Below are 20,034 nucleotides of genomic sequence, written 5' to 3' on the forward strand. Positions count from 1 at the left end.
GGCGCCTTCCTTGTATCCCGCGGTGTGCCCTGCCCGCCGTTGCGGTGCGTGTGAGCCGGCGTCCGATCGGGTGGGAAACTGGAATCATGAGGCTGCTTCTGATCCGACATGGCGAAACTCCCGGGAACGTCCTGGGCCAACTGGACACCGACCACCCCGGCCCCGGCTTGACCGAGCTGGGTGAACGCCAGGCCGAGGCCATGGCACGGGCCCTGGCCAACGAACGCATCGGGGCACTCTACGCCTCCACGCTGATCCGGACGCAGATTACCGCGGCCCCGCTGGCCCGGCTGCATTCCCTGGATATCGAGGTCCTGGACGGCCTGCATGAAATCGAGGCAGGCTCCCTGGAGAAGCTCACGGACCACGAATCCCACAAGCGCTACATGGGGACGGTCATCTCCTGGGCTGCAGGGAACCTGGAGCAGCGCATGCCGGCAGGGCCGGACGGCCATGCCTTCTTCGAACGTTTCGACGCTGCGATCGCGAACGTGGTGGAGCGGGCGATGCGGGAACAGCACGGCACGGCGGCCGTGGTCAGCCACGGCGCCGCCATCCGCACCTGGGCCGGCCTGCGGGCCCGGGGTGCAGGCCACGAGTTCGCGGCACGGCACATCCTGGCGAACACCGGAATCGTGGCAGTCGAAGGCAGCCTGGACGCCGGGTGGAACCTGATCCACTGGGATGGCAGTCCCGTAGGCGGCCTTGCCTTGGCCGACCCGGCCGCAGAGGATCCGACCGGCCGGGACGTCACGGCTCCCTAGAGCTGCTGCCGGTGCCGCCGGCCGGGGAAGATCCGCCGCGTCCTGCACGGGCTGCCCTGGCTGCCCCGCGGAACCGCGGGGACAAGCTGCGCCGCCATCGCGGCGGCGTCCGCCGCCGTCGGCCTCTCCGTGGCATCCATCGCAGTCAGGGCGCGCAACAGGACGCCCCAGTCGCCCAGGTGGTCAGGGACCTTCGGGGACCTCAGGGTCCGGGCAACGAGGGACTCGATGGCCGTCCCCGGGAACGCCTTGGTCCCGGTGAGGAGCTCCAGCAGGACCAGGCCCATGGCGTAGACGTCCCACGCCGGGTCAGCTACCTGGCCGGAGGCCTGCTCCGGACTCATGTAATGCACTGTTCCCGAGGAAATCCCCGGTTCGGGAGCAGACCCCGCCGCCGCAGTGATTCCGAAATCGATGATGCGGACCGGACTCCTCCGCAGGCCGCTCAGCATCAGGTTGGCCGGTTTGATATCGCGATGCACCAGGCCCCTGGCATGAAGGTGCGCCAGCGCGCCGAAGAGGCCACGCGCCCACACGGCTACGTCTGCCGGCCGCGGGCCCTGCAGACGGATGGCTTCCGCGAGGTTTGCCCCAAGAGCCAGTTCTTCGATCAGGAAGGCATGCCCGGCCGAGGGGCCACCGGCAGGCATGACGCCGCCGGCGATAAACCTCACGATGGAGGGGTGGTCCAGCCCGGCCAGGACTGCTGCTTCGTTGTGGATCCGCTGTTGGTGTTTCCTGTGGTCAGCCGTGGCGATCTTAACGGCGGCATCGGGGCCGCCTGCCAGGTCGACCGCACGGAAAACTTCGGCGGCAGATCCGCGGCCGAGCCGCTCTCCAAGCCGGTACCGGCCGGCCAGCACCACGCCTTCGGCAGGACCTACAGGCTGCAGAACTGCCGCGGGCATCACCGTCCCGACGGCGGTCATGCCCGGAGCGCCTCTGGGGTGGATCCCTGGCGGGAATCGCCCGCCGAGCGCATACGGGCACCGTTCACAGGCCACGCATCAAGCTGGAATCCGCAGCCGCAGCGCCACACCGGCGGAAGTTCAATGCCGTTGGCGCCGGCTGGCGCGAACGTGTAGCTGGCGCCCTCGGGCCCCAGAGCGGGAGTGACCAGCCGCATTGCCGTCCCACAGTGGACCGCAGCCTTTCCCTGCGGGGCGGAATTGCCGTCCAGGGATGGTCGAAGCAGGAGGGGGCTGGTCAGGACAGCCACGCCGTCGCCCGGATCAGGCGGTGAAAATTCGGTGAAAGTAACCAACTCACTCACGACTCCGTTGGGAAGCAGCTTCGGGGAACAATCGTAAGCTTACATATAACTAGCCCATCTAGCTAGTCCACCTAGCTAATCTTTTTCTCTTCCCCGTCGGGCGAAGCGAGTGCCTGCGTCATCCGCTGCAGGAAATCAACCACAATACGGGCTTCCTCGGCAGTAAGGCTTTCCGTCACGGACATCATCCGCCGATGCATGGCCCCCAGCGTTTCGCGGACTTCTTTGTCCGACTCCCCAGTGGCGATCACCACCACGGAGCGCCGGTCGGTGGGGTGCGGTTCACGCCGGACGTGGCCGCTGGCAACCAGGCGGTCAATTAATGACGTGGTGGAGGCGCTGGTGATATTGAGGAACTGGCTAAGGTCCTTGGGAACCACTTTTTGGCCGGATGCCTGCACGCGCAACAGGTACCGGAGGGCGAGGATGTCCGTTTCGCCCATGCCCATGGAGTCCCTGGTGGTGCGGCGGATTTCCGTCTCGGCCGACCGGTAGTCCCGGAGTGACTTCAACACCGCTGCGCTGTTGTCCAGCTGCCCATCGGGTCCGTACCAGTAGCCGGAGCCCTCGTTGCCCGTAGAAACCATAAAATCATTTTAGACCACCTGATAACTAGCCTGCCAAGTAACTTGTCTTCCGGCCGCGAACCCGGCGTTATCCAGGTGCTTACCGCCAGGAAACACCCGCGTAATCCCCGGCACCTAGCCTTGTCAGGCATACCCCTCCGGCGAATCGAGGCAGATATGCAGACAAACCCCAGGCTGAACATCCGGCAGGTCTCGTGGTCCAACCCTGTGGGCGCCGATCTTCGCCGCGCCCAGCAGGCCGAACTCGACGCCCGCTTTGGCCGGCCGGACCACGAACCCGGCCCGCCGCCGTCGGGCGCCGACTGCGCTGTCTTCCTGGTGGCGTACGACAAGGGCTCGGGCCAGCCCGTGGGCTGCGGGGGGCTGCGCCTGCTGGACGGGGCAACAGCGGAGATCAAGCGGCTCTACGTCCTGCCTTATACGCGCGGTTCAGGCGTAGCCAGCTCCATCCTGGCGGCCCTCGAAGCGGAGGCCTTCAAGCAGGGGATCACCCGCATCAAGGCGGAAGCCGGATCCGCCCAGCCCGACGGCAGGAACTTCTACGAGAACTCCGGCTTTGATGCGATCCCGAATTTTGGGCCGTACATCGGCGTGCAACACTCGTACTGCTACGCCAAGAGCATCAACGCGCGCAGCGCCGCCCAAACGGCCATGGCATAGGACTGGACGGACCCGTCACAGTGGGAGGGCCTGAGATCCGTTGGGCTAATCTCAGCCTATGGAAACAGCAGACATCACGTTCCGCACCCGCAAGTGGGTCAGGCCGGAGGACCTCAACGCCAACGGAACGCTGTTTGGCGGGAGCCTGCTGAAGTGGATCGACGAAGAAGCCGCGATCTACGCGATCCTCCAGCTGGGAAACGGCCGCGCCGTCACCAAGTACATCTCCGAGATCAACTTCGTCAGCTCGGCGGTGCAGGGAGACCTCATCGAAATGGGCTTGACGGCCACCCGTTTCGGCCGGACCTCGCTGACCATGCGGGCCGAGGTCCGCAACATGATTACCAGGCAAAGCATCCTCACCATCGAGGAGATCGTCTTCGTAAACCTGAACGCCGCCGGCAAGCCGGAACCGCACGGTTACACCGAGATCACTTACGACCGGGACCGGATCCCCACGCACCACCTGACGGAGACGCTGCAGCAGGACTAGTGTTCGCCTCCGGTTCACGCCAAGGGCCCTGACCGTTTCCCCGACTGGGACAAAGTAACCAGCCGGGCTGTTTATCGAATCGATAGCTATAACAGCCCGGTTTTTGTCGTGCCCGGCTATAGGCTGTGCGGACATGCTCCGATTCCAGTCCAGAAATGAGTCCTGATCGTGCGTAAATTGCAGACTTTGGTTGCCGCTGCCGTCGCCGCCACCCTCCTCGCCGGATGCGGTGGAGGTTCGACCCCATCAACGTCGTCAGGGGACGCCTCCGGCACTCCGGCAGGCGCGTCCGGGGACACCCTGGTTGTTTACACGAACTCCAACGGTGAAGGCAGGGGAGACTGGCTGGCCGCCAAGGCGGCGGAGGCCGGGTTCAAGATTGAGATCGTAGGGGCCGGTGGCGCCGATGCCACCAACAAGCTGATTGCAGAGAAGAACAACCCCATCGCGGACGTCGCGTTCGGCCTCAACAACATGTACTTTTCCCAGATCAAGAAAGAGGGGGCGCTGGAAGCGTACCAACCCTCGTGGGCAGGCGACGTGGACAAGGGCCTTGGCGACGGAGAGACCTACTGGCCGCTGGTGAAGCAGGCCATTCTCCTTGGCTACAACTCGGACAAGATCGCCAAGGACGCTGCGCCCCAGGACTGGACTGACCTGTGGACCAAGGATGAGTTCAAGAGCCGCTACGAACGGGTCACCGGGATGGGGACCGCCACGGCCCAGCTGGTCTTCGCCGGGATCCTCTCCCGTTATCGGGACGACTCCGGCGATCTGGGAATTTCCGATGAAGGATGGAAGCAGGTTGAGCAGTACTTCAAGAACGGCAGCCCCGCCGTTGCCAAGACCGACCTTTTTGCCCGCATCGCGTCCGGCGAGGTGGATATGGGCCAGATGCCGTCCTCGATCATTGCCGACCGCGAAAAGTCCTTCAAGGTGAACGTGGACACGGTCATGCCTTCCGTTGGGATCCCGCTGGCCGTGGAGCAGATAGCGCTGGTGAAGGGAACCAAGAAGAAGGAGCAGGCGCAGAAATTCATCGACTGGTTCGGCAGCGCCGAGGTCCAGGGCGAGTTCGCCCAGAAGTTCAACTCCATGCCGGTCAACAAGGGCGCCCAGGCAAAGGCCAATCCCGAGGTGGTGAACTTCTTTGCCAGCCTTAAGCAGCAGGACATCGACTGGGACTTCGTCCAGAAGAACATGGGCGCCTGGGTGGAAAAGATCGAACTCGAATACATGACGTAACCCGCACTGCCAGCCACCGTTCCCGCGCGTTCCCTCAGACAGGTTTGACATGATCCGCTTGGAAAACATCGAAGTTACCTTTGGCGATTTCACCGCCATTCCGCATCTGGACCTGCATGTCCGCCCCGGCGAGTTCTTCACCCTGCTGGGGCCATCCGGTTGCGGTAAGACGACGGCGCTGCGCACCCTGGCCGGCTTCATCCAGCCGGCCAGGGGTACGGTCCGGGTGGACGGAAAGGATGTCACCCGCCTTCCAAGCGATAAACGGCAGGTGGGCATGGTGTTCCAGAACTATGCCCTGTTCCCCAGCATGAGCGTGTGGGAGAACATCGCTTTCGGGCTCCGGGTCCGGAAGGAAAAGCCCGCAGACAGCGACCGCCTGGTGCGGGACATCGCACGGCGGGTGGAGCTCAGCGACGATCAGCTGGCTAAAAACGTGGCCGAGCTGTCCGGTGGCCAGCAGCAGCGGGTGGCGGTGGCACGGGCACTGGTGCTGCGGCCCAAGATCCTGCTGCTGGATGAGCCGCTGTCCAACCTCGATGCGAAGCTCCGGCACCAGCTGCGCCAGCAGCTCAAGGACCTGCAAAGCGAATTTGGCATCACCACCGTGTACGTCACCCACGACCAGGACGAGGCCCTTGCCATGAGCGACCGCGTGGCGGTGTTCAACAAGGGCGTCATTGAACAGGTTGGGACGCCACAGGAGATCTACGATCACGCCGCTACGGAGTTCGTTTGCAACTTCATCGGTGACAGCTCCGAGCTGTCCCCTGAATTCGTTTCCGAGGTGAACCGGCTGTCGGCAGCCGGCCTCAGCACGGACGCCAGATCCTACCTGCGGGTGGAAAAAGCTTCACTGAACCGGCCCGCGGACGGAGGCACAGCCGCCGGGCTCCCCGCCAACGTGGTCTCCCGCACCTACCATGGCCTGCACAGCCGCTACGTGGTCCGCAGCCACGGCTCGGACATCCGTCTCCTGGTCAGGGAAGACGGCTGCGCTCATCCGGAGACCGGCACGGCCACAACCGTCTACCTCCAGCCGGAGCATATCCTCCAGTACCATCCGGAAACCGGTGTTTCGCTGGCCCAGGAACAGGCGGTTGCCCTGCCATGAGCACCACCGCCGTGCGCACCATGGCCCGTTCACCCTTCGTCCTCGTGGTGGGAGTCGTCCTCACCTGGTTCATTGCCGCGTTCCTGGTGTGGCCCAACGTCAACATCCTGATGGCAACCTTCTTTCCCGACGGGAGCTTTTCCGGCCGCGCCGCCGAGAAGCTTTTCTCTTCACAGCGGGCCATGAAGGCGTTGGGCAACAGCTTCCTCCTGGCTGTAGCCCTGTCCGTCACCGTCAACCTGGTGGGCGTCTTCATCGTCCTCGTCACGCAGTACTTCCGGATCCGTGGCTCGAAAATCCTCTTCCTCGGATATGCCTCCACGTTCATCTATGGCGGCATTGTGCTGGCCGCGGGATACAAGTTCATTTATGGGGAGAAGGGGATCGTTACCTCCCTGCTGGTCAGGCTGATCCCCGGAATGGATCCGGGGTGGTTTTCCGGGTTTTTTGCCGTCCTGCTGGTCATGACCTTCGCCACCACCACCAACCACATGCTTTTTGTCGCCAACGCGCTCAAGGGCATCGACTACCAGACCATCGAGGCCGCACGGAATCTTGGCGCCTCCACGTGGACCATCCTGCGGCGCATCGTGCTGCCCATGCTCAAACCCACCTTGTTCGCCGTCACCATCCTGTCCTTCCTCACCGGGCTGGGGGCTTTGAGTGCCCCGCAGGTGCTGGGCGGCCGTGATTTCCAGACCATCACGCCGATGATCCTGACCTTCACCAACAGCCCCACCTCCCGGGACCTTGCGGCCCTCCTGGCCGTGATCCTGGGCCTGGCCACCATGCTGATGCTCGCCATCATGTCCCGCCTGGAGAAGGGCGGTACGTACTTTTCGGTCTCCAAGGTGTCCTCCGAGCTGCAGAAGCAGGAGATTACGAACCCCGCCGCCAACCTGGCCGTGCACGCCGCCGCTTATCTCCTGTTTGCCATCTACACGCTTCCGGTGCTGCTGATCCTGCTCTATTCATTTGCCGACGGCGCGGCCATCCAGACGGGGCAGCTCTCGCTCGCCAACCTGACGCTGGACAACTACGTCCGCGTCCTCACCCAGCCATCCGGGCTCCGGCCGTTCATTGTCAGCGTTGTGTACAGCGCCTTGGCAGCCGTCATCGCCGTCGGCGGACTCCTCTTTGTTGCCCGCCTGCTGCAGAAATACAAGAACTGGGTGAGCTCGGCATTCGAGTACCTGCTCCACATCCCATGGATCCTGCCCTCTGCACTGCTGGCATTGGGACTGATCGTCAGCTACGACCACCCGAGCCCGCTGGTGGGCGGGGCCGTCCTCACCGGAACAACAGTGATCCTGCTCATCGCATTTGTGACGGTAAAGATCCCGTTTACCCTGCGAATGCTCAAAGCGTCGTTTGCTTCGGTGAATTCCACACTGGAGGAAGCTGCCGCCATCATGGGCGCCAGGACACTGTATGTCTTCCGGCGCATCTTGCTGCCGCTGGTACTCCCGGCGGCGGCAGCGATCACGGCCCTCAACTTCAACAGCCTGCTGGACGACTATGACACCGCCATCTTCCTGGCCCACCCGCTGGTGCAGCCGCTGGGCCTGGTGATCAAGGCCAACACCGACGGGGCGGAAGGCACCGAGGGGATCGCGAACACGTTCGTTTACACCGTGCTCCTGATGATCATCACCGGCGTGACAATGTACCTCGTCTACGGCAGGTCCGGACGGCGCCGGGCCGGGAAGCGGCTGCCCGCGGCCCCTGTCAGCCCGCAGGTTCCGGGCCCGGGGCGGCCCGGCGTCCAGGCCCCGGGCGGGGAAGACGCCACCCGCCCGGCCGCTGCCATCCGCTGACTACGTCCCAGAACCGCTGCCGACGGCGGCCCGTTCGTGCCGCCGTCGGGCGAGGTTGAGCAGGCGGTCACGGAGGGGCTGGGCACCCTCCGCCAGCGCCACCTTCATCATCGCCGTGGATCCCAAGCTGACGGCGCGGGTCCGCAGCCGGCGCTGCCGGTTGTAGGCGGCGAGCGCCTTGTCCCGCGGCAGGCTGTTCAGGAGGTCGGCCAGGACCACCGCGTCCACCAGCGATTCGCAGGCACCGCGGCCAAGGTTGGGCGTCATGGCATGGGCCGCGTCCCCTACCAGCACCGCCGCACCGCGGACATAGGACCGCAGTGGGGGCGTAGTCCAGATCCGCTGGGCCAGGGAAAGCTCCGGACTGGCAGTTGCGAGTACCTCCCGAATGGCGGGAGCGTGGCCCGCGAAACGCCGGCGCGCCTGCACGAGCGCCTCTTCCACGTCTATTCCCGTGGGGCCAAGCTGCGACGACCAGCTCCCGTACCAGTTGGTTCCGCCCGGGGCGGCGGCAATGCCGAACAGGTCTCCCCGCCCCCAATACTCCCCCACCTCGTCGGCGTCCACCTTGGAAGGGATGGTGCCGCGGACCGCGAGGGCAGAGGTCAGCCTGGCATCCGTTGCAGTACCCCAAACCTCGCGGCGGACAACACTGTGTACGCCGTCGGCCCCCACCAGCAGCCCGGCACCTCCGGGCAATTCCCGCACATGGGCGGCCACCCTGCGGACGGTTCCGGGCACGGCCCCGTCCAGCAGCCGCAACAGGTCCACCCGGGAAATCCCGAACAACTCCCCGCCGCGGACGGTGATCCAGGGCTTGCCGGCAGCGTCGCGGATCGACCCGTTACCCAACACCGGGCTCACCGCACGTGCCCCGGCCAGGACACCCACCCGCGCGAGCGCACGCTGCGCATTGGGCCACATGGCCAGCACGGTGCCCACAGTGGGCAGTTCGGGACGCTTCTCGTAGATCGACACCTCGAAACGGGACGGGTCCAGGCAGGCCGCCAGGGCCAAGCCCGCGATGCCGCCGCCGACGATGGAGATCGCTTCCATACGACCAATTCTACTACTTTTGTAGTGGCGTGGAAGGGCACTTACACTGGGCGCATGCCTGACCGCCGCACCGAACTGATGGACGCCGCCCTCGGGGTGGTGGCGGACAAGGGAATGAAAGGCCTCACGCACCGTGCCGTGGACGCTGCGGCCGGCCTGCCGGAGGGCACCACGTCCAACTACTTCCGGAGCCGCGCAACCCTCGTCGACGCGGTGCTGGACCGCCTGTTGCAGCTTGATTCCGGGCTGCTCCAGGGCGCCGGACCTGCCGGGCCGCCGTCGGGCATCCCGGAACTGGCGGGCCAGTTGGCCGCCGTGGTGCTCGCCCTGGCCCGGCAGCACGCGGGCCTCACCCGGGCGCGGATGGCCCTGTCGCTGGACCGCCCGGAGGCGGTGACCGCCGGCCACTACCTCCTGCTGGCCGGACTGGAGCAGGCCCTGGATGGTTTGGGGGTGGCGGACCCGGCGGCGCGGGCCCGGGACGTGGCTGACTACACTGACGGCCTGTTATTGCACCTGCTCACCGTTCGGCGGGACCAGCAGCCGGACCCGGCCGCAACTGCAGCGGCGATCCGGCGCCTGCTCGCCCCGTGAAGCCCGGCAGCCCGCCGTCGTACTCCTGAACCCTTAGGAGACCGTGGGCCAGCCCGTATATGCCTCGGCCAGGTACGCCATGCCATGCCGGGACGAGACCACGGAATTCAGTTCGCCAAGCTGGCGGGCGCGGGAGAAGTCGTCGGCGTCCGCGGGAGTGTGCAGCATGGTGGTCATCCAGTACGAGAACTGCTGCGCCTTCCAGACCCGGTCCAGGGCACGGTCGCTGTAAGTGTCCAACAGGTGGTCCGAGCCGGAGTTGTAGTGACTGTCCAGCCCCTCGAAGAGGACCTTCACGTCATTGATGGCCAGGTTCAGGCCCTTCGCACCCGTGGGCGGCACGGTGTGGGCGGCGTCGCCGGCGAGGAACAGGTTGCCGTGGCGCATGGGGGTGTGGACAAAGCTGCGGAACGGGAGCACCATCTTCTCCAGGACCGGCCCCTCCTTGAGCTCGAAGCCGTTGCCGTTGACCCGGCCGCGGAATTCGGCCCAGATCCGCTCGTCATCCCACTCAGCGACGTTTTCCTTGGGGTCGCACTGGAAGTACATCCGCTGCACGGTTTCGGTGCGCTGGCTGATCAGGGCGAACCCATTGGCGGAGTTGGCGTAGATCAGTTCATCGGAACTGCGCGGCGCCTCGGCCAGTATGCCGAACCAGGCGAAGGGGTATTCGTGGAAGTACCATTTGCGGTGCGCCTCCGGGATCTGGAAGCGGCAGTGGCTGCGCGAGCCGTCCGCACCCACCAGGAAATCGGCCTGGATCTCGAACTCCACACCCTCGGAATCGGTGAACCAGACTTTCGGCCTCCCTTCGAGGTCGTGGACGGAGGTATCTGTGACGCTGTAGCGGACGTCGCCGCCGTCGTCCTTCCTCCGTGCGGCGAGGTCCAGGAACACGTCCGTCTGCGGGTACAGCCAGACGGACTCCCCCACCAGGTCCTTGAAATCGACGCGGTGGCTCTCGCCGTTGAACCGCAGCTCGATGCCGTCGTGCCGGTCGCCGTCGCGCAGCACCCGGTCTGAAACCCCGCTGTCCACTAGCAGGTTAACCGTTCCGTGCTCCAGGATGCCGGCCCGGACGGTGCGGGAAATTTCCTCGTGGCTCCGGACCTCGATCACCGTTGACTCGATTCCGGCCGTGGCCAGCAGGTGCGAGAGCATGAGGCCTGCCGGGCCTCCGCCCATGATGGCTACTTGGGTGGTGATGATTTTTCTTGCCATGACTGCGTCTCGCTTCTTTGCGGGTCCCGGGAGGGGCCGGAGTGGTTGCCTGGCCTTCAGTGTGGGCCCGCAAGGGTGACGGGCGTTACAGCGATTCCGTTCAACAGAAGCAAGGGAGGTCAGTCTCTCTGAAGGCCGCGCGCGATGCCCCGGGCCGCCGTTTGCAGTGCCGGCACCAGTGCCTGCAGGCGCATCTCCTGCAGGGGAACCACCACGCCCAGCGAAGCCACCGCCCGCTTCCGGCGGTCCAGCACCGGCACTGCGATCCCCCAGGTGCCCGCATCCACCACAGCCTTCAGCTGCGCGTAGCCTTGATGGGATGCCTCGGCCAGCAGCGTCCGGACGTCGTCCGCACCCAACTTCTCTTCGGGATCGGTGAACTGGCCCAAGTACTCCTGCTGCAGCGCCTTGTCCTGGTGGGCCATCAGCGCCAAGCCGGCGGACGAGATATGTATTGGCATCCTGCCCGCCACCTGCGCCCGGTTGGCCACGGAGCCCCGACGGGACAGGCGCTCCACGAAAAGCGCCTCCCAGCCATCCAGTACCGCCAGGTTGACGTTCTGGTTCAGCACCTGCTGGATGTCCTCCATGAACGGCATGGCGGCCTGCCGGAGCGCCAGGGCGGGCGAGGCACGGTTCACCAGTTCCCAGAGCCGGAGCCCCGGCCGGATCATTCCACCCGGGGCGGTTTCCAGCAGTCCGTGACTTGCGAGCTGGCCCACCAGCCGGTGGGTGGTGGTGAGCGGAAGGCCTGCCCGCTCAGCAAGGTCAGACAACTGGAGGGCATTGACGTCCTGGGGAAAGGCGGCGATCAGCCGCACGATCCGGTCCACGACGGAGTCGCCGGAGCTCGAGTTCGCCACCGCCAGTCCTTCCGTTCAACGGGAAGTCCAGCGTACCGCGCCCGCGTGGAACCCGCGCAGGGAAGGCGGTCAGGCCGCCGTCGTCCTTTGCCTGATCCGGCGCCATGCGCCGGGTGCCAGCACCACAGCAATGCCGACGGCGGCGCCGATCACGGTCTCGATGATGCGGTCGCGGAGCAAAAGGGTTGGCGACACCGGCACCACCAGCAGCGTTGAAACCAGCGCCAGGGGCGTGACGAACACCTGCGCCAGCAGGTACTGGCGGAGGATGACCATTTCGGCGCCGAACTGGCACAGCGCCATGACGAGCACCGTCTGCCAGGGCTGCAGGCCGAACAGCAAGACGGCGGCGAGCACCAAGAGGCCCAGGACGGTGCCGATGATCCTTTGGATGCCCCGGCGCACCCGGTGCCGTGTGCTGTGGCCCACCAGGGGCACCACCGCTGCCACCATGGCCCAATAGTTGTGCCCAAATCCCAGGCGCTCACCGGCCCACGTGGCCAGCGAGCCGGCAAGTCCCGCCGCCACGAGGTAACCGAAGCCCTCAAGCCACGCAGCATGCTTCTCTGCGGCGGTGCGGCGGATCCGGGCCGGCCGGGTCCAGGATGTGCGGTGGCTGGGAAGGATCCGGGATGAGAAGCCGATAAGCAGGGCGAACATCGTGGTGAGCGCAGCCACCAGCATCCCCTGCCACAGGGGCGGCTGGTTGGGAATGGAGGCAATGGCGGCAAAGGCGAAGATGTGGAACAGCGAGCCTGCCGGGCGAAGCCTCAACCAGGAGATGGCCACCGAACATGCCCCGGCAACCAGGGTGGTGGCCAGGACCAGAAGCCAGGTAGTGGTGGCGCGGTCAAGGCTCCAGGCGGATTCCATCCGTGCGGCGAGCCCTGCCTGGAAGATCACCAGCAGCATCAGCAGCCCGGCCCGCAACTGGAGCACAAACCGGACAGCGTGCGGCTCACCGCGCCCGTAGATCCCCGTAAAGGCGCCGAAGGAGGCGAAGATTGCCAGGTCCAGCCGGCCCAGGAGCACCAGGGTGGTCAGCGGCACGAAGACACCGACGGCGCACCTCAGCGCCGGATGGTGATCCTTATTGCCGGGGCCAATGCTGAACATCTCGGCAAACATCTTCACGTGGGCAGCGCCTTCCTTGGGGGTGGATTGTGTCGGGCGGCCGCGCTGACGTTCCTGGTAAATCCTACGGCGGAGGCGCCGCGAACGCCCGGCACGTTCCCATGAATGGAATCGGGAGGCAACGCAGCGGAAACAGCACCCCGTGATGCTTGAGTCATGAAGCGCCCTCCGCACAACACGCCCGCTGCCGACCTGAGCTGCGAGGTCTGCGGCCGCATGCCGGAGCCGCACAAGGCGCGGCTCACTGTGGCCAACGTGGCCGTGATGCTGCCCATCGAGCTGCTGGTCCATGCCCTGGTGGTGGAGACCCACCTTCCCTATGTGGCCAAGGTGCTGGTCCTGACCTTCACGGCCACGGTCCTGGTGATTTGGGTGGCCGAACCGTCAGCGGCGAGGATCCTGCGCAACTGGCTCCATGCGCCGGCGCTGAGGCACCGCCGCCAGCTGGCGGCGGCCCCGGCGCTCTGGCGGGCGCGGACGCTCCTGGCGGACAACCCGGGCTCCCTGCAGAGAATGACCCGGGCACTGGCCAGGTTGGATGCCAACATCCTGGGACTGCACGTGCACCCGGCTCCGGCCGGAGTCCTGGATGAATTCGTCCTCTCGGTCCCCGGGGAGGTGGGCGAGCGCGAGTTACTGGCAGCGCTGCACGACGGCGGCGGCAGCCATTCGCACGTGTGGCCCACCACCTCCCTGGCCATGGCCGATGGCCAGACGAAGGCGCTCAGCCTGGCGGCGAGGATCGCGGCCGCGCCTGACGAACTGCCATTGGCGGTGGCCGAGCTGCTGCACGCACAGATCGTGCCGCCGCAGGACGGCGGGGCAGCAGCCGACGACGGGACACGCCTGAAGATCCCCACGGCATGGCACGGGCCCATCACCTTTTCCCGCCCCGGCGAACCGTTCACCCCGGCCGAGTCAGCGCGGGCCCACCGGCTCGCCGAGCTGGCCGAAACGCTGTCCCACCGGCACACAGACTCCTCCCTGTAGCGGTCCGCGCGGCGCGGGCACCAGTCACAATCCGTTTGCAGGAGCCGCTGGACGCTGCCGGGCAAAAAACCCTTGACAGTGGCGGGAGTCACTTCTACCTTTGTTTTTGGGATCCCAAATTGGGATCCCAAACCCGAATACTCCCCATTCGTGAACTTCCCCGTGAAGGAGAAGCTGTGTCCGTCCCAAACGCTGAAACAACGGCGCCAGCCGCCGAATCCACTTCCCACCCCGACGAGCCCCGGAAGGACGGCCTGCAACGTCGCAGCGCCGTCCGGTGGCGGCTCTTCCTGCTGCTCCTGGTCCTGGTGTCCGTCAACTACATCGACCGGGGCTCCATCTCGGTGGCATTGCCCATCATCCAAAAAGAATTCAACCTCGCCCCTGAAATGGTGGGCCTGCTGCTGTCCGCCTTCTTCTGGACCTACGCCCTGATGCAGGTGCCGGTCGGCTGGCTGATCGACAAGTTCGGCCCGCGCAAGGTGATGACCGCGTCCTGCCTCGGCTGGGGCGCCGCCACGGCAGCCTCCGGCATGGCCGGCGGATTCCTGAGCATGTTCATTGCCCGGCTCGGGATCGGCGTGACCGAAGCCGGCGTAATGCCCGCCGGCGGCAAACTGAACGCCATCTGGATGCACCGGTCCGAACGCGGCCGCGGCGCCACCATCCTGGACGCCGGCGCACCCCTGGGCGCCGGACTTGGCGGCATCATCATTGCCGGCCTGATTGCCACCACCGGCAGCTGGCGCTGGTCCTTCGTCATCGCCGGTGCCGCCACCGTCCTCATGGGACTCGCCGTCTGGTGGTACGTCCGGGACAACCCCCGCGACCACCGCGCCGTCAACGAAGCGGAAGCGTCCTACATCGAAGCCTCACACGCCGCCGAGGATGCCGAAGCCACCATGGACGGCAGCACGGGCAAACGCGGCCTGCTCCCCTACCTCAAATTCCGTTCCTTCTGGGCCATGTGCCTGGGCTGGCTCGGATTCAACGGAGTCTTCTACGGCCTGCTGACCTGGGGGCCGCTGTACCTGGCACAGGCCAAGGGATTCGACCTGAAGACCATCGGCTGGTCCACCCTGGTGATCTTCGGTGCCGGGTTCGTAGGCGAAATCATCGGCGGCACCATTGCCGACAAATGGCGGGCCACCGGCGCCTCCGCCAACCTGGTGATGCGCACCCTCCTCGGCATCTCCAGCGCCGTGGTGGTGGGTGGCCTGGTGGGCGTCACGGTAGTCCCGGATGCCACCACCGCCGTCGTCCTGCTCTCGCTCGTCCTGTTCTTCCTGCGCTGGGTGGGCCTGTTCTGGAGCATCCCCTCCATCCTCGGCGGCCGCACCAACGCAGGCGTCCTGGGCGGCGCCATGAACCTCAGCGGCAACATCTCCGGCTTCGTGACCCCGATCGTCGTCGGCCTGATCGTCGGGGCCACCGGGTCCTACACCTGGGCCTTGCTGTACTTCGTGGGTTCCGCGGTAATCATGGGCGCATCGGTCCTCACCCTGAACTACAACAAGCGTCTTCCTGTCTAAGCTGGCCCTCGCAGGGAAACCTGCAAACCACGCCCCCGCAGCCGGGAGCAGTGCCGCACACGAATCGAAAATGGAGCATCATGCTGACCGCAGAAGAGACCCAGGACAAGGACCGCCCCCTCCGCGAGACCGTCCGGGACACCCTCCGCACCCGCATTTTCGAAGGGCACTACGCTCCCGGCACGCGGCTGGTGGAACGCGACCTTGCCGCCGAATTCTCCGTCTCCCGGCTGCCGGTCCGCGAAGCCCTCCGCATGCTCCGCCAGGAAGGCCTCATCAGCGACCGCGGCGCCCGCGGTGCGGAAGTAAGCAGCCTCAGCCCCAAAGACGTGGAGGACCTCTTCGACGTCCGGCAGTCCCTCGAGGTGCTGGCCTGCCGGCTCGCCGCCAGGCGGGCCACCGCAGACGACCTCGCCTACCTCAAGGGACTGCTGGACAACGCCGAAAGTTTCCTGGCCAAGGGAGCGGTGATGGAAGCGCACCGCTCCAACAGCGAGTTCCACGACGCCATCACCGGCATCGCGGACAACAACTTCCTCAAGTCCGCCCTGGAACCCCTGCAGGGCCGGATGCACTGGCTGTTCCGGCACGTCAGCGACCTGCCCGAACTCATCCGCGAACACCGTGAGCTTTACGCCGCCATTGCCAGCGGCGACCCTGACCTTGCGGCCGCCCAATCCGCCTCCCACATCGGGAAGTACCGGGAACAGTTCCCCGAGGACTTCCAGAAAACCGAACCAGAATTCCACCGGAAGAGAAAATGAAACTCCTGGTCATCAACCCCAACATCAGCGCCGACGTCACGGCCCTGATCGAATCCGAGGCGCTCCGATCCGCCGCCCCCGGCACCCGGCTGCTGGTCCGGACCGCCGGCCACGGCGTCGAGTACATCGAAACCCGGTTCGAGTCCCTCATCGCAGCCGGCGCCGTCGCCGAAATCGTCGCCGAACACACCCGCCCCGGCGCGGACCCGGTTGACGCCATCGTGGTGGCAGCCTTCGGCGACCCCGGCATGCCCGCCCTGAAGGAACTGGCCGACGTACCCGTCATCGGCATCACCGAAGCCGCACTGTGCGCGGCGGCGCTGCAGGGCCACCGCTTCTCCATCATCGCCATCTCGGACCGGATCAAACCCTGGTACCGCGAGTGCGTGGAACGCTTCGGGCTGGCAGGCCGGCTGGCCTCCATCCGTTCCATCAACGACTCCCTCCCCAGCATCGGCTCCGTCCAGCAGGACTTCAAGGAAACCCTGCTGGCACTCAGCCGGCAGGCCGTGGCAGAGGACGGGGCCGACGTCGTCATCCTCGCCGGCGCCCCGCTGGCCGGACTGGCCCGCGAACTCAACGGTCAGATCCCCGTACCGGTGGTTGACGGCATCTCCGCCGGCATCCGCATGGCCGAAGCGGTGGCGGGGCTGCAGTCCGGACAGCACCGCGCCGGCGCGTTCGCCCCTCCCCCGGCGAAGGACCGAAAAGGCCTCTCCGGCAACCTGGACGCAGCCCTTGCGGCGCGCCAGGAGCATGCCGGTACGCCACAGCCTGCCGCCTAAAGCCAGCCGCCACCACGCCCACAAGGAGGACACCGATGTCCCACCAGCCAGAACTTGTCATTGCCAACGCCACGATCGTCAACAGCTTTGGCCGCCAGGACGCCCACATCGTGGTGCAGGGGGGCCGCATCGCCGCCCTCATCGACGTTGACCAGCCGGTCCCCGCTGCCGGCCGTACCATCGACGCCACCGGCAAACTCGTCATCCCAGGCGGCGTTGATGGACACTGCCACGTCGCCCAGGTCACCGGACGCTTCCGGACACTTGACGACTACCGGACCACGTCCACCGCGGCACTGTGGGGCGGCACCACCACCATCATTGACTTCGGGATCCCCCGGGATGCCCAGGAAACCCCGCTGGCCGCCGTCCTGCACAAGAAGGAACTCGCCACCGAATCCCGCTGCGACGTGGCCCTCCACGGGGCAGTGGTCAGCTGGGACGAAACCATCCCATGGCAGCTGGAGCAGCTTGCCGCCGAGGGCGTGCGCTCCGTGAAGATGTACACCACCAACCGCGGCACCACCATGGCCGACGGAGACACCATCCTGAAGGTCATGCGCGAACTGGTCCGGCTGGACGGCCTGGCCTACATCCACGCCGAGCACGATCCGATCATTGCCGACTGCACCGAACAGCACGCCCAGGACGGCAGGATCGGCATCGAACACCTGCACCGGACGCGGCCGGAACTGGCCGAGGAGATCTCGGTGCAGGAAACCCTGGCCATGGCCGAATACACCGGCGCACCCGTCTACTTTGTCCATCAATCCACGCCCGGAGCCGTGGACCTGGTCTCGGAGGCACGGGAGCGCGGGCTCCAGGCGTACTCCGAAACCTGCCCGCACTACGTCACCCTGGACGACACCGTCTACGCCTCAACCTTTCCCGAATGGTTCGCGTGCTGCCCGCCCATGCGCAGCGCCGAGACCGTCGCCGCCCTCAAGGAACGGCTTGCATCCGGAGCCATCCACACCATGTCCTCTGACCACTCCTGCTACGACTTGTCCCAGAAGCGCGAGCGCACCGACGACGTCCGGGCCATGCCCCACGGGCTGCCGGGGGTGGAGACCCGGATGCCTGTCGCCTTCACCGCGATGACGTCCGCCGGAGCCTCCGTGGAGCAGTTCGTCGAGGCGTTCGCCGCCGGCCCGGCCCGCATCAACGCGCTCCCCGGCAAAGGCCGCATCGCCGAGGGATTCGACGCCGACCTGGTGGTTTTCGATCCCGCCGAGGAACGCACGGTGAACGGCGCAGCCCTGCACATGGGTACGGACTTCTCACCCTTTGACGGGAAGGCACTGACGGGCTGGCCCGCCGTCGTGGTCTCCAACGGCCGCGTAGTCCTGGACCCGGACGGCTTCCACGATCCCGGCGCCGCGGGCCGGTTCATCAACCGCAACGGCTTCCGCGAGCACCAGTCCCTTCCCGCCGGCGTCGCGCACGCCGCCGCCTTCTAGGAGTTTCCATGCCTGCAACCACACGCCCCCGCCGCATCGGCATGATCGTGCCGTCCTCGAATACGTGCCTTGAGCCGCAGACCTACCGCATCCTCGGCGGCCGGACCAACGTCACCGTCCATTTCACCCGGATCCCCGTCACCCGGATCGCCCTGGACGATTCCGCCAACCGCCAGTTCGACCCCGCCGTCATGCGGGAGGCCGCAGGACTGCTGGCGACGGCGGACGTGGACGTGATTGCCTGGAACGGCACCTCAGGTTCGTGGCTGGGATCGGCCCACGACCGGGAGCTGGCTGAAGAAATTACCGGCGCCACCGGCATCCCCGCCACCACTTCCACGCTGGCCTACCTTGAGGCGTTCCGGACCTTCGGCACCGAACGGATCGGCCTCTTCACCCCCTATACGGAGGACGTGAACCACCAGGTCATCGCATCCTACGAGCACGAAGGCATCAAAACCGTGGACCACCGGGCACTCGGGCTCAGCGACAACGAATCATTCGCCAGGGTCACCGAAGAGGAGATGCTGCCGGGATCGCGGGAACTCGCCGCCACCGCGCCCGACGCCCTGGTGTACCTGTGCACCAACCTTTACGGGGCAAACATCACCGAGGAGATCGAGGCGGGCACCGGGGTCCCGGTCCTTGATTCCGTGGCGGTCACCCTCTGGCACGCGCTGAAACTGGCGGGCGCGCCGCTGCTGGATCCGCGCTGGGGCAGGCTCCTGGCGTAGCGGGCCTGCCCCTGGCGGGGGACTTACATCCGCAGGGTCAGGGCGCCCGGCTCGATGCTCATCAGCACGTGCTTGCCCTCGCCCTCGTGGTCCCCGTCCAGCTGGTAGTCGTCCTTGTGCTCCAGGGTGATCTCAACCGTCTTGCCCTGGAAGTACTCCACCGCCGTATCCCGGTTCCGGCCCTTGCCGATGATGCCCGCCAGCACCGACAGCCAGCCGAGCTTGCCGTGGTGGGGTGCCAGGACGGCAATGTCCAGCAGGCCGTCGTCGATCTTGGCGTCGGGGAAGATTTCCAGGCCGCCCTGGACCTTGCCGCAGTTGCCCACCATCACGCTGCGCACACCGCGGTGCACAACGGTGTTCCCGTCAATCGCAACGGTTGCCTTCACGGGCTTGCCGGGCAGGTTCCGGATGCCGGCGTCCACGTAGGCCAGCCAGCCCACTTTGTCCTTCAGGTCCTCGTTGGTGTCGCCCATGATGGTGGCGTCGTAGCCCATGCCGGCCATGACCAGGAAGAGCTGGTCCTGGTCCGGGTCACTGCGCTTGGCGCGTACCACATCGATCTTCCGCTCGGCCCCGGTCAGGGCGCCGGCCATGGCGCCGTCGTAATCGGTCACGTCCATGCCCAGGTTGCGCGCCAGCAGGTTCCCGGTCCCCAGGGGCAGCAGGCCCATGGGGGTGTCGCCGCCGGACAAGACCTCGGCGACGCACCGCACGGTACCGTCGCCGCCGGCCGCAATGACCACGTCCGCGCCCTGCGCCAGGGCTTCCTTTGCCTGGCCGACGCCCGGGTCCTCCTTGGTGGTCTCCAGCCAGATGGGCTCGCCCCAGCCGTTCTCGACGCAGTGCTTGGCCACCAGGCCCCGCACGTCGAAATCCACCGGCTTGGCAGGATTGACAATGATGGCGGCACGTTTGGGGGAAGTGGAGCTGGCGTCAGTCATGGCG

The 20,034-nt window shown here is 66.3% G+C and carries 21 protein-coding genes; 13 read left to right on the plus strand and 8 right to left on the minus strand.

From position 1 onward, the window contains the following. Positions 1 to 86: 86 nt before the first annotated feature. Positions 87 to 764, plus strand: a complete 678-nt coding sequence (locus AB4Y79_RS04140; RefSeq protein WP_441858994.1) for a histidine phosphatase family protein — start codon at positions 87 to 89, stop codon at positions 762 to 764. Here the strand turns inward: AB4Y79_RS04140 and AB4Y79_RS04145 are convergent. The 3 genes from AB4Y79_RS04145 to AB4Y79_RS04155 all read right to left on the minus strand — a co-directional run bounded on the left by AB4Y79_RS04145 (position 761) and on the right by AB4Y79_RS04155 (position 2,624). Next, entirely contained in the window at positions 761 to 1,693 is a 933-nt protein-coding gene (locus AB4Y79_RS04145; RefSeq protein WP_441858996.1) for a serine/threonine-protein kinase, read from the minus strand. The two genes, AB4Y79_RS04140 and AB4Y79_RS04145, sit on opposite strands and share 4 nt — an antisense overlap. Continuing rightward, the gene (locus AB4Y79_RS04150) at positions 1,690 to 2,037 is read right to left on the minus strand and encodes a hypothetical protein (protein ID WP_441858998.1); all 348 of its coding nucleotides are present in this window, start codon (positions 2,035 to 2,037) and stop codon (positions 1,690 to 1,692) included. The genes AB4Y79_RS04145 and AB4Y79_RS04150 overlap by 4 nt, the downstream gene beginning before the upstream one ends. 71 nt (positions 2,038 to 2,108) lie before the next feature. Then, entirely contained in the window at positions 2,109 to 2,624 is a 516-nt protein-coding gene (locus AB4Y79_RS04155; protein WP_441858999.1) for a MarR family winged helix-turn-helix transcriptional regulator, read from the minus strand. 156 nt (positions 2,625 to 2,780) lie between these two features. Here AB4Y79_RS04155 and AB4Y79_RS04160 point away from each other — a divergent pair, with 156 nt between their 5' ends. The 5 genes from AB4Y79_RS04160 to AB4Y79_RS04180 all read left to right on the plus strand — a co-directional run bounded on the left by AB4Y79_RS04160 (position 2,781) and on the right by AB4Y79_RS04180 (position 7,953). Then, the gene (locus tag AB4Y79_RS04160; RefSeq protein WP_441859001.1) at positions 2,781 to 3,284 is read left to right on the plus strand and encodes a GNAT family N-acetyltransferase; all 504 of its coding nucleotides are present in this window, start codon (positions 2,781 to 2,783) and stop codon (positions 3,282 to 3,284) included. Between the two features lie 58 nt (positions 3,285 to 3,342). Then, positions 3,343 to 3,777 carry an acyl-CoA thioesterase gene (locus AB4Y79_RS04165; protein ID WP_441859003.1) on the plus strand — a complete coding sequence of 145 codons (435 nt, stop codon included), beginning with the start codon at positions 3,343 to 3,345 and terminating at the stop codon, positions 3,775 to 3,777. 168 nt (positions 3,778 to 3,945) lie between these two features. After that, entirely contained in the window at positions 3,946 to 5,022 is a 1,077-nt protein-coding gene (locus tag AB4Y79_RS04170; RefSeq protein ID WP_441859005.1) for an extracellular solute-binding protein, read from the plus strand. Between the two features lie 49 nt (positions 5,023 to 5,071). Continuing rightward, on the plus strand, positions 5,072 to 6,136 hold the full coding sequence (locus tag AB4Y79_RS04175; RefSeq protein ID WP_441859006.1) for an ABC transporter ATP-binding protein: 1,065 nt from the start codon (positions 5,072 to 5,074) through the stop codon (positions 6,134 to 6,136). Continuing rightward, positions 6,133 to 7,953, plus strand: a complete 1,821-nt coding sequence (locus AB4Y79_RS04180) for an ABC transporter permease (RefSeq protein ID WP_441859008.1) — start codon at positions 6,133 to 6,135, stop codon at positions 7,951 to 7,953. The genes AB4Y79_RS04175 and AB4Y79_RS04180 overlap by 4 nt, the downstream gene beginning before the upstream one ends. On the opposite strand, the gene AB4Y79_RS04185 is transcribed toward AB4Y79_RS04180, so the two are convergent. Next, positions 7,954 to 9,009 carry an FAD-dependent monooxygenase gene (locus tag AB4Y79_RS04185; RefSeq protein ID WP_441859010.1) on the minus strand — a complete coding sequence of 352 codons (1,056 nt, stop codon included), beginning with the start codon at positions 9,007 to 9,009 and terminating at the stop codon, positions 7,954 to 7,956. Between the two features lie 54 nt (positions 9,010 to 9,063). Here AB4Y79_RS04185 and AB4Y79_RS04190 point away from each other — a divergent pair, with 54 nt between their 5' ends. Further along, positions 9,064 to 9,603, plus strand: coding sequence for a TetR/AcrR family transcriptional regulator (locus tag AB4Y79_RS04190; protein ID WP_441859012.1), 540 nt, complete (start codon positions 9,064 to 9,066; stop codon positions 9,601 to 9,603). A 33-nt stretch (positions 9,604 to 9,636) separates the two neighbouring features. Here the strand turns inward: AB4Y79_RS04190 and AB4Y79_RS04195 are convergent, their stop codons facing one another. From AB4Y79_RS04195 to AB4Y79_RS04205, 3 genes are all read right to left on the minus strand, one after another. Next, positions 9,637 to 10,824, minus strand: a complete 1,188-nt coding sequence (locus AB4Y79_RS04195; protein ID WP_441859014.1) for a 4-hydroxybenzoate 3-monooxygenase — start codon at positions 10,822 to 10,824, stop codon at positions 9,637 to 9,639. Positions 10,825 to 10,943: 119 nt separating this feature from the next. Beyond that, entirely contained in the window at positions 10,944 to 11,687 is a 744-nt protein-coding gene (locus tag AB4Y79_RS04200; RefSeq protein WP_441859015.1) for an IclR family transcriptional regulator, read from the minus strand. Positions 11,688 to 11,756: 69 nt separating this feature from the next. Beyond that, on the minus strand, positions 11,757 to 12,821 hold the full coding sequence (locus AB4Y79_RS04205) for an FUSC family protein (protein ID WP_441859017.1): 1,065 nt from the start codon (positions 12,819 to 12,821) through the stop codon (positions 11,757 to 11,759). Positions 12,822 to 12,977: 156 nt separating this feature from the next. Here AB4Y79_RS04205 and AB4Y79_RS04210 point away from each other — a divergent pair, with 156 nt between their 5' ends. The 6 genes from AB4Y79_RS04210 to AB4Y79_RS04235 all read left to right on the plus strand — a co-directional run bounded on the left by AB4Y79_RS04210 (position 12,978) and on the right by AB4Y79_RS04235 (position 19,086). Continuing rightward, the gene (locus tag AB4Y79_RS04210) at positions 12,978 to 13,811 is read left to right on the plus strand and encodes an amino acid-binding protein (protein ID WP_441859019.1); all 834 of its coding nucleotides are present in this window, start codon (positions 12,978 to 12,980) and stop codon (positions 13,809 to 13,811) included. 176 nt (positions 13,812 to 13,987) lie between these two features. Beyond that, positions 13,988 to 15,343: an MFS transporter gene (locus AB4Y79_RS04215; protein WP_441859021.1), complete on the plus strand. Its 1,356-nt coding sequence runs from the start codon at positions 13,988 to 13,990 to the stop codon at positions 15,341 to 15,343. 80 nt (positions 15,344 to 15,423) lie between these two features. Next, positions 15,424 to 16,107, plus strand: coding sequence for a GntR family transcriptional regulator (locus tag AB4Y79_RS04220; protein WP_308929333.1), 684 nt, complete (start codon positions 15,424 to 15,426; stop codon positions 16,105 to 16,107). Next, the gene (locus tag AB4Y79_RS04225) at positions 16,104 to 16,892 is read left to right on the plus strand and encodes an aspartate/glutamate racemase family protein (protein ID WP_441859023.1); all 789 of its coding nucleotides are present in this window, start codon (positions 16,104 to 16,106) and stop codon (positions 16,890 to 16,892) included. The genes AB4Y79_RS04220 and AB4Y79_RS04225 overlap by 4 nt, the downstream gene beginning before the upstream one ends. Before the next feature lie 35 nt (positions 16,893 to 16,927). Continuing rightward, positions 16,928 to 18,352: an amidohydrolase family protein gene (locus AB4Y79_RS04230; RefSeq protein ID WP_441859025.1), complete on the plus strand. Its 1,425-nt coding sequence runs from the start codon at positions 16,928 to 16,930 to the stop codon at positions 18,350 to 18,352. An 8-nt stretch (positions 18,353 to 18,360) separates the two neighbouring features. Next, positions 18,361 to 19,086: a maleate cis-trans isomerase family protein gene (locus AB4Y79_RS04235; protein ID WP_441859027.1), complete on the plus strand. Its 726-nt coding sequence runs from the start codon at positions 18,361 to 18,363 to the stop codon at positions 19,084 to 19,086. Positions 19,087 to 19,109: 23 nt separating this feature from the next. Here the strand turns inward: AB4Y79_RS04235 and AB4Y79_RS04240 are convergent, their stop codons facing one another. Continuing rightward, a complete protein-coding gene (locus AB4Y79_RS04240) occupies positions 19,110 to 20,030 on the minus strand; it encodes a diacylglycerol/lipid kinase family protein (protein ID WP_441859029.1) in 921 nt (306 codons plus the stop codon). Between the last annotated feature and the right edge of the window lie 4 nt (positions 20,031 to 20,034).

It is taken from the genome of Pseudarthrobacter sp. YAF2, assembly GCF_052113345.1.
Classification (GTDB): domain Bacteria; phylum Actinomycetota; class Actinomycetes; order Actinomycetales; family Micrococcaceae; genus Arthrobacter.

Bases quoted from the DNA above. Each gene is read 5' to 3' on its own strand.
- AB4Y79_RS04140 (WP_441858994.1), top strand. From the start codon at position 87: ATGAGGCTGCTTCTGATCCGACATGGCGAAACTCCCGGGAACGTCCTG.
- AB4Y79_RS04145 (WP_441858996.1), bottom strand. From the start codon at position 1,693: ATGACCGCCGTCGGGACGGTGATGCCCGCGGCAGTTCTGCAGCCTGTA.
- AB4Y79_RS04155 (WP_441858999.1), bottom strand. From the start codon at position 2,624: ATGGTTTCTACGGGCAACGAGGGCTCCGGCTACTGGTACGGACCCGAT.
- AB4Y79_RS04160 (WP_441859001.1), top strand. From the start codon at position 2,781: ATGCAGACAAACCCCAGGCTGAACATCCGGCAGGTCTCGTGGTCCAAC.
- AB4Y79_RS04165 (WP_441859003.1), top strand. From the start codon at position 3,343: ATGGAAACAGCAGACATCACGTTCCGCACCCGCAAGTGGGTCAGGCCG.
- AB4Y79_RS04175 (WP_441859006.1), top strand. From the start codon at position 5,072: ATGATCCGCTTGGAAAACATCGAAGTTACCTTTGGCGATTTCACCGCC.
- AB4Y79_RS04180 (WP_441859008.1), top strand. From the start codon at position 6,133: ATGAGCACCACCGCCGTGCGCACCATGGCCCGTTCACCCTTCGTCCTC.
- AB4Y79_RS04185 (WP_441859010.1), bottom strand. From the start codon at position 9,009: ATGGAAGCGATCTCCATCGTCGGCGGCGGCATCGCGGGCTTGGCCCTG.
- AB4Y79_RS04190 (WP_441859012.1), top strand. From the start codon at position 9,064: ATGCCTGACCGCCGCACCGAACTGATGGACGCCGCCCTCGGGGTGGTG.
- AB4Y79_RS04195 (WP_441859014.1), bottom strand. From the start codon at position 10,824: ATGGCAAGAAAAATCATCACCACCCAAGTAGCCATCATGGGCGGAGGC.
- AB4Y79_RS04210 (WP_441859019.1), top strand. From the start codon at position 12,978: ATGAAGCGCCCTCCGCACAACACGCCCGCTGCCGACCTGAGCTGCGAG.
- AB4Y79_RS04220 (WP_308929333.1), top strand. From the start codon at position 15,424: ATGCTGACCGCAGAAGAGACCCAGGACAAGGACCGCCCCCTCCGCGAG.
- AB4Y79_RS04225 (WP_441859023.1), top strand. From the start codon at position 16,104: ATGAAACTCCTGGTCATCAACCCCAACATCAGCGCCGACGTCACGGCC.
- AB4Y79_RS04230 (WP_441859025.1), top strand. From the start codon at position 16,928: ATGTCCCACCAGCCAGAACTTGTCATTGCCAACGCCACGATCGTCAAC.
- AB4Y79_RS04235 (WP_441859027.1), top strand. From the start codon at position 18,361: ATGCCTGCAACCACACGCCCCCGCCGCATCGGCATGATCGTGCCGTCC.
- AB4Y79_RS04240 (WP_441859029.1), bottom strand. From the start codon at position 20,030: ATGACTGACGCCAGCTCCACTTCCCCCAAACGTGCCGCCATCATTGTC.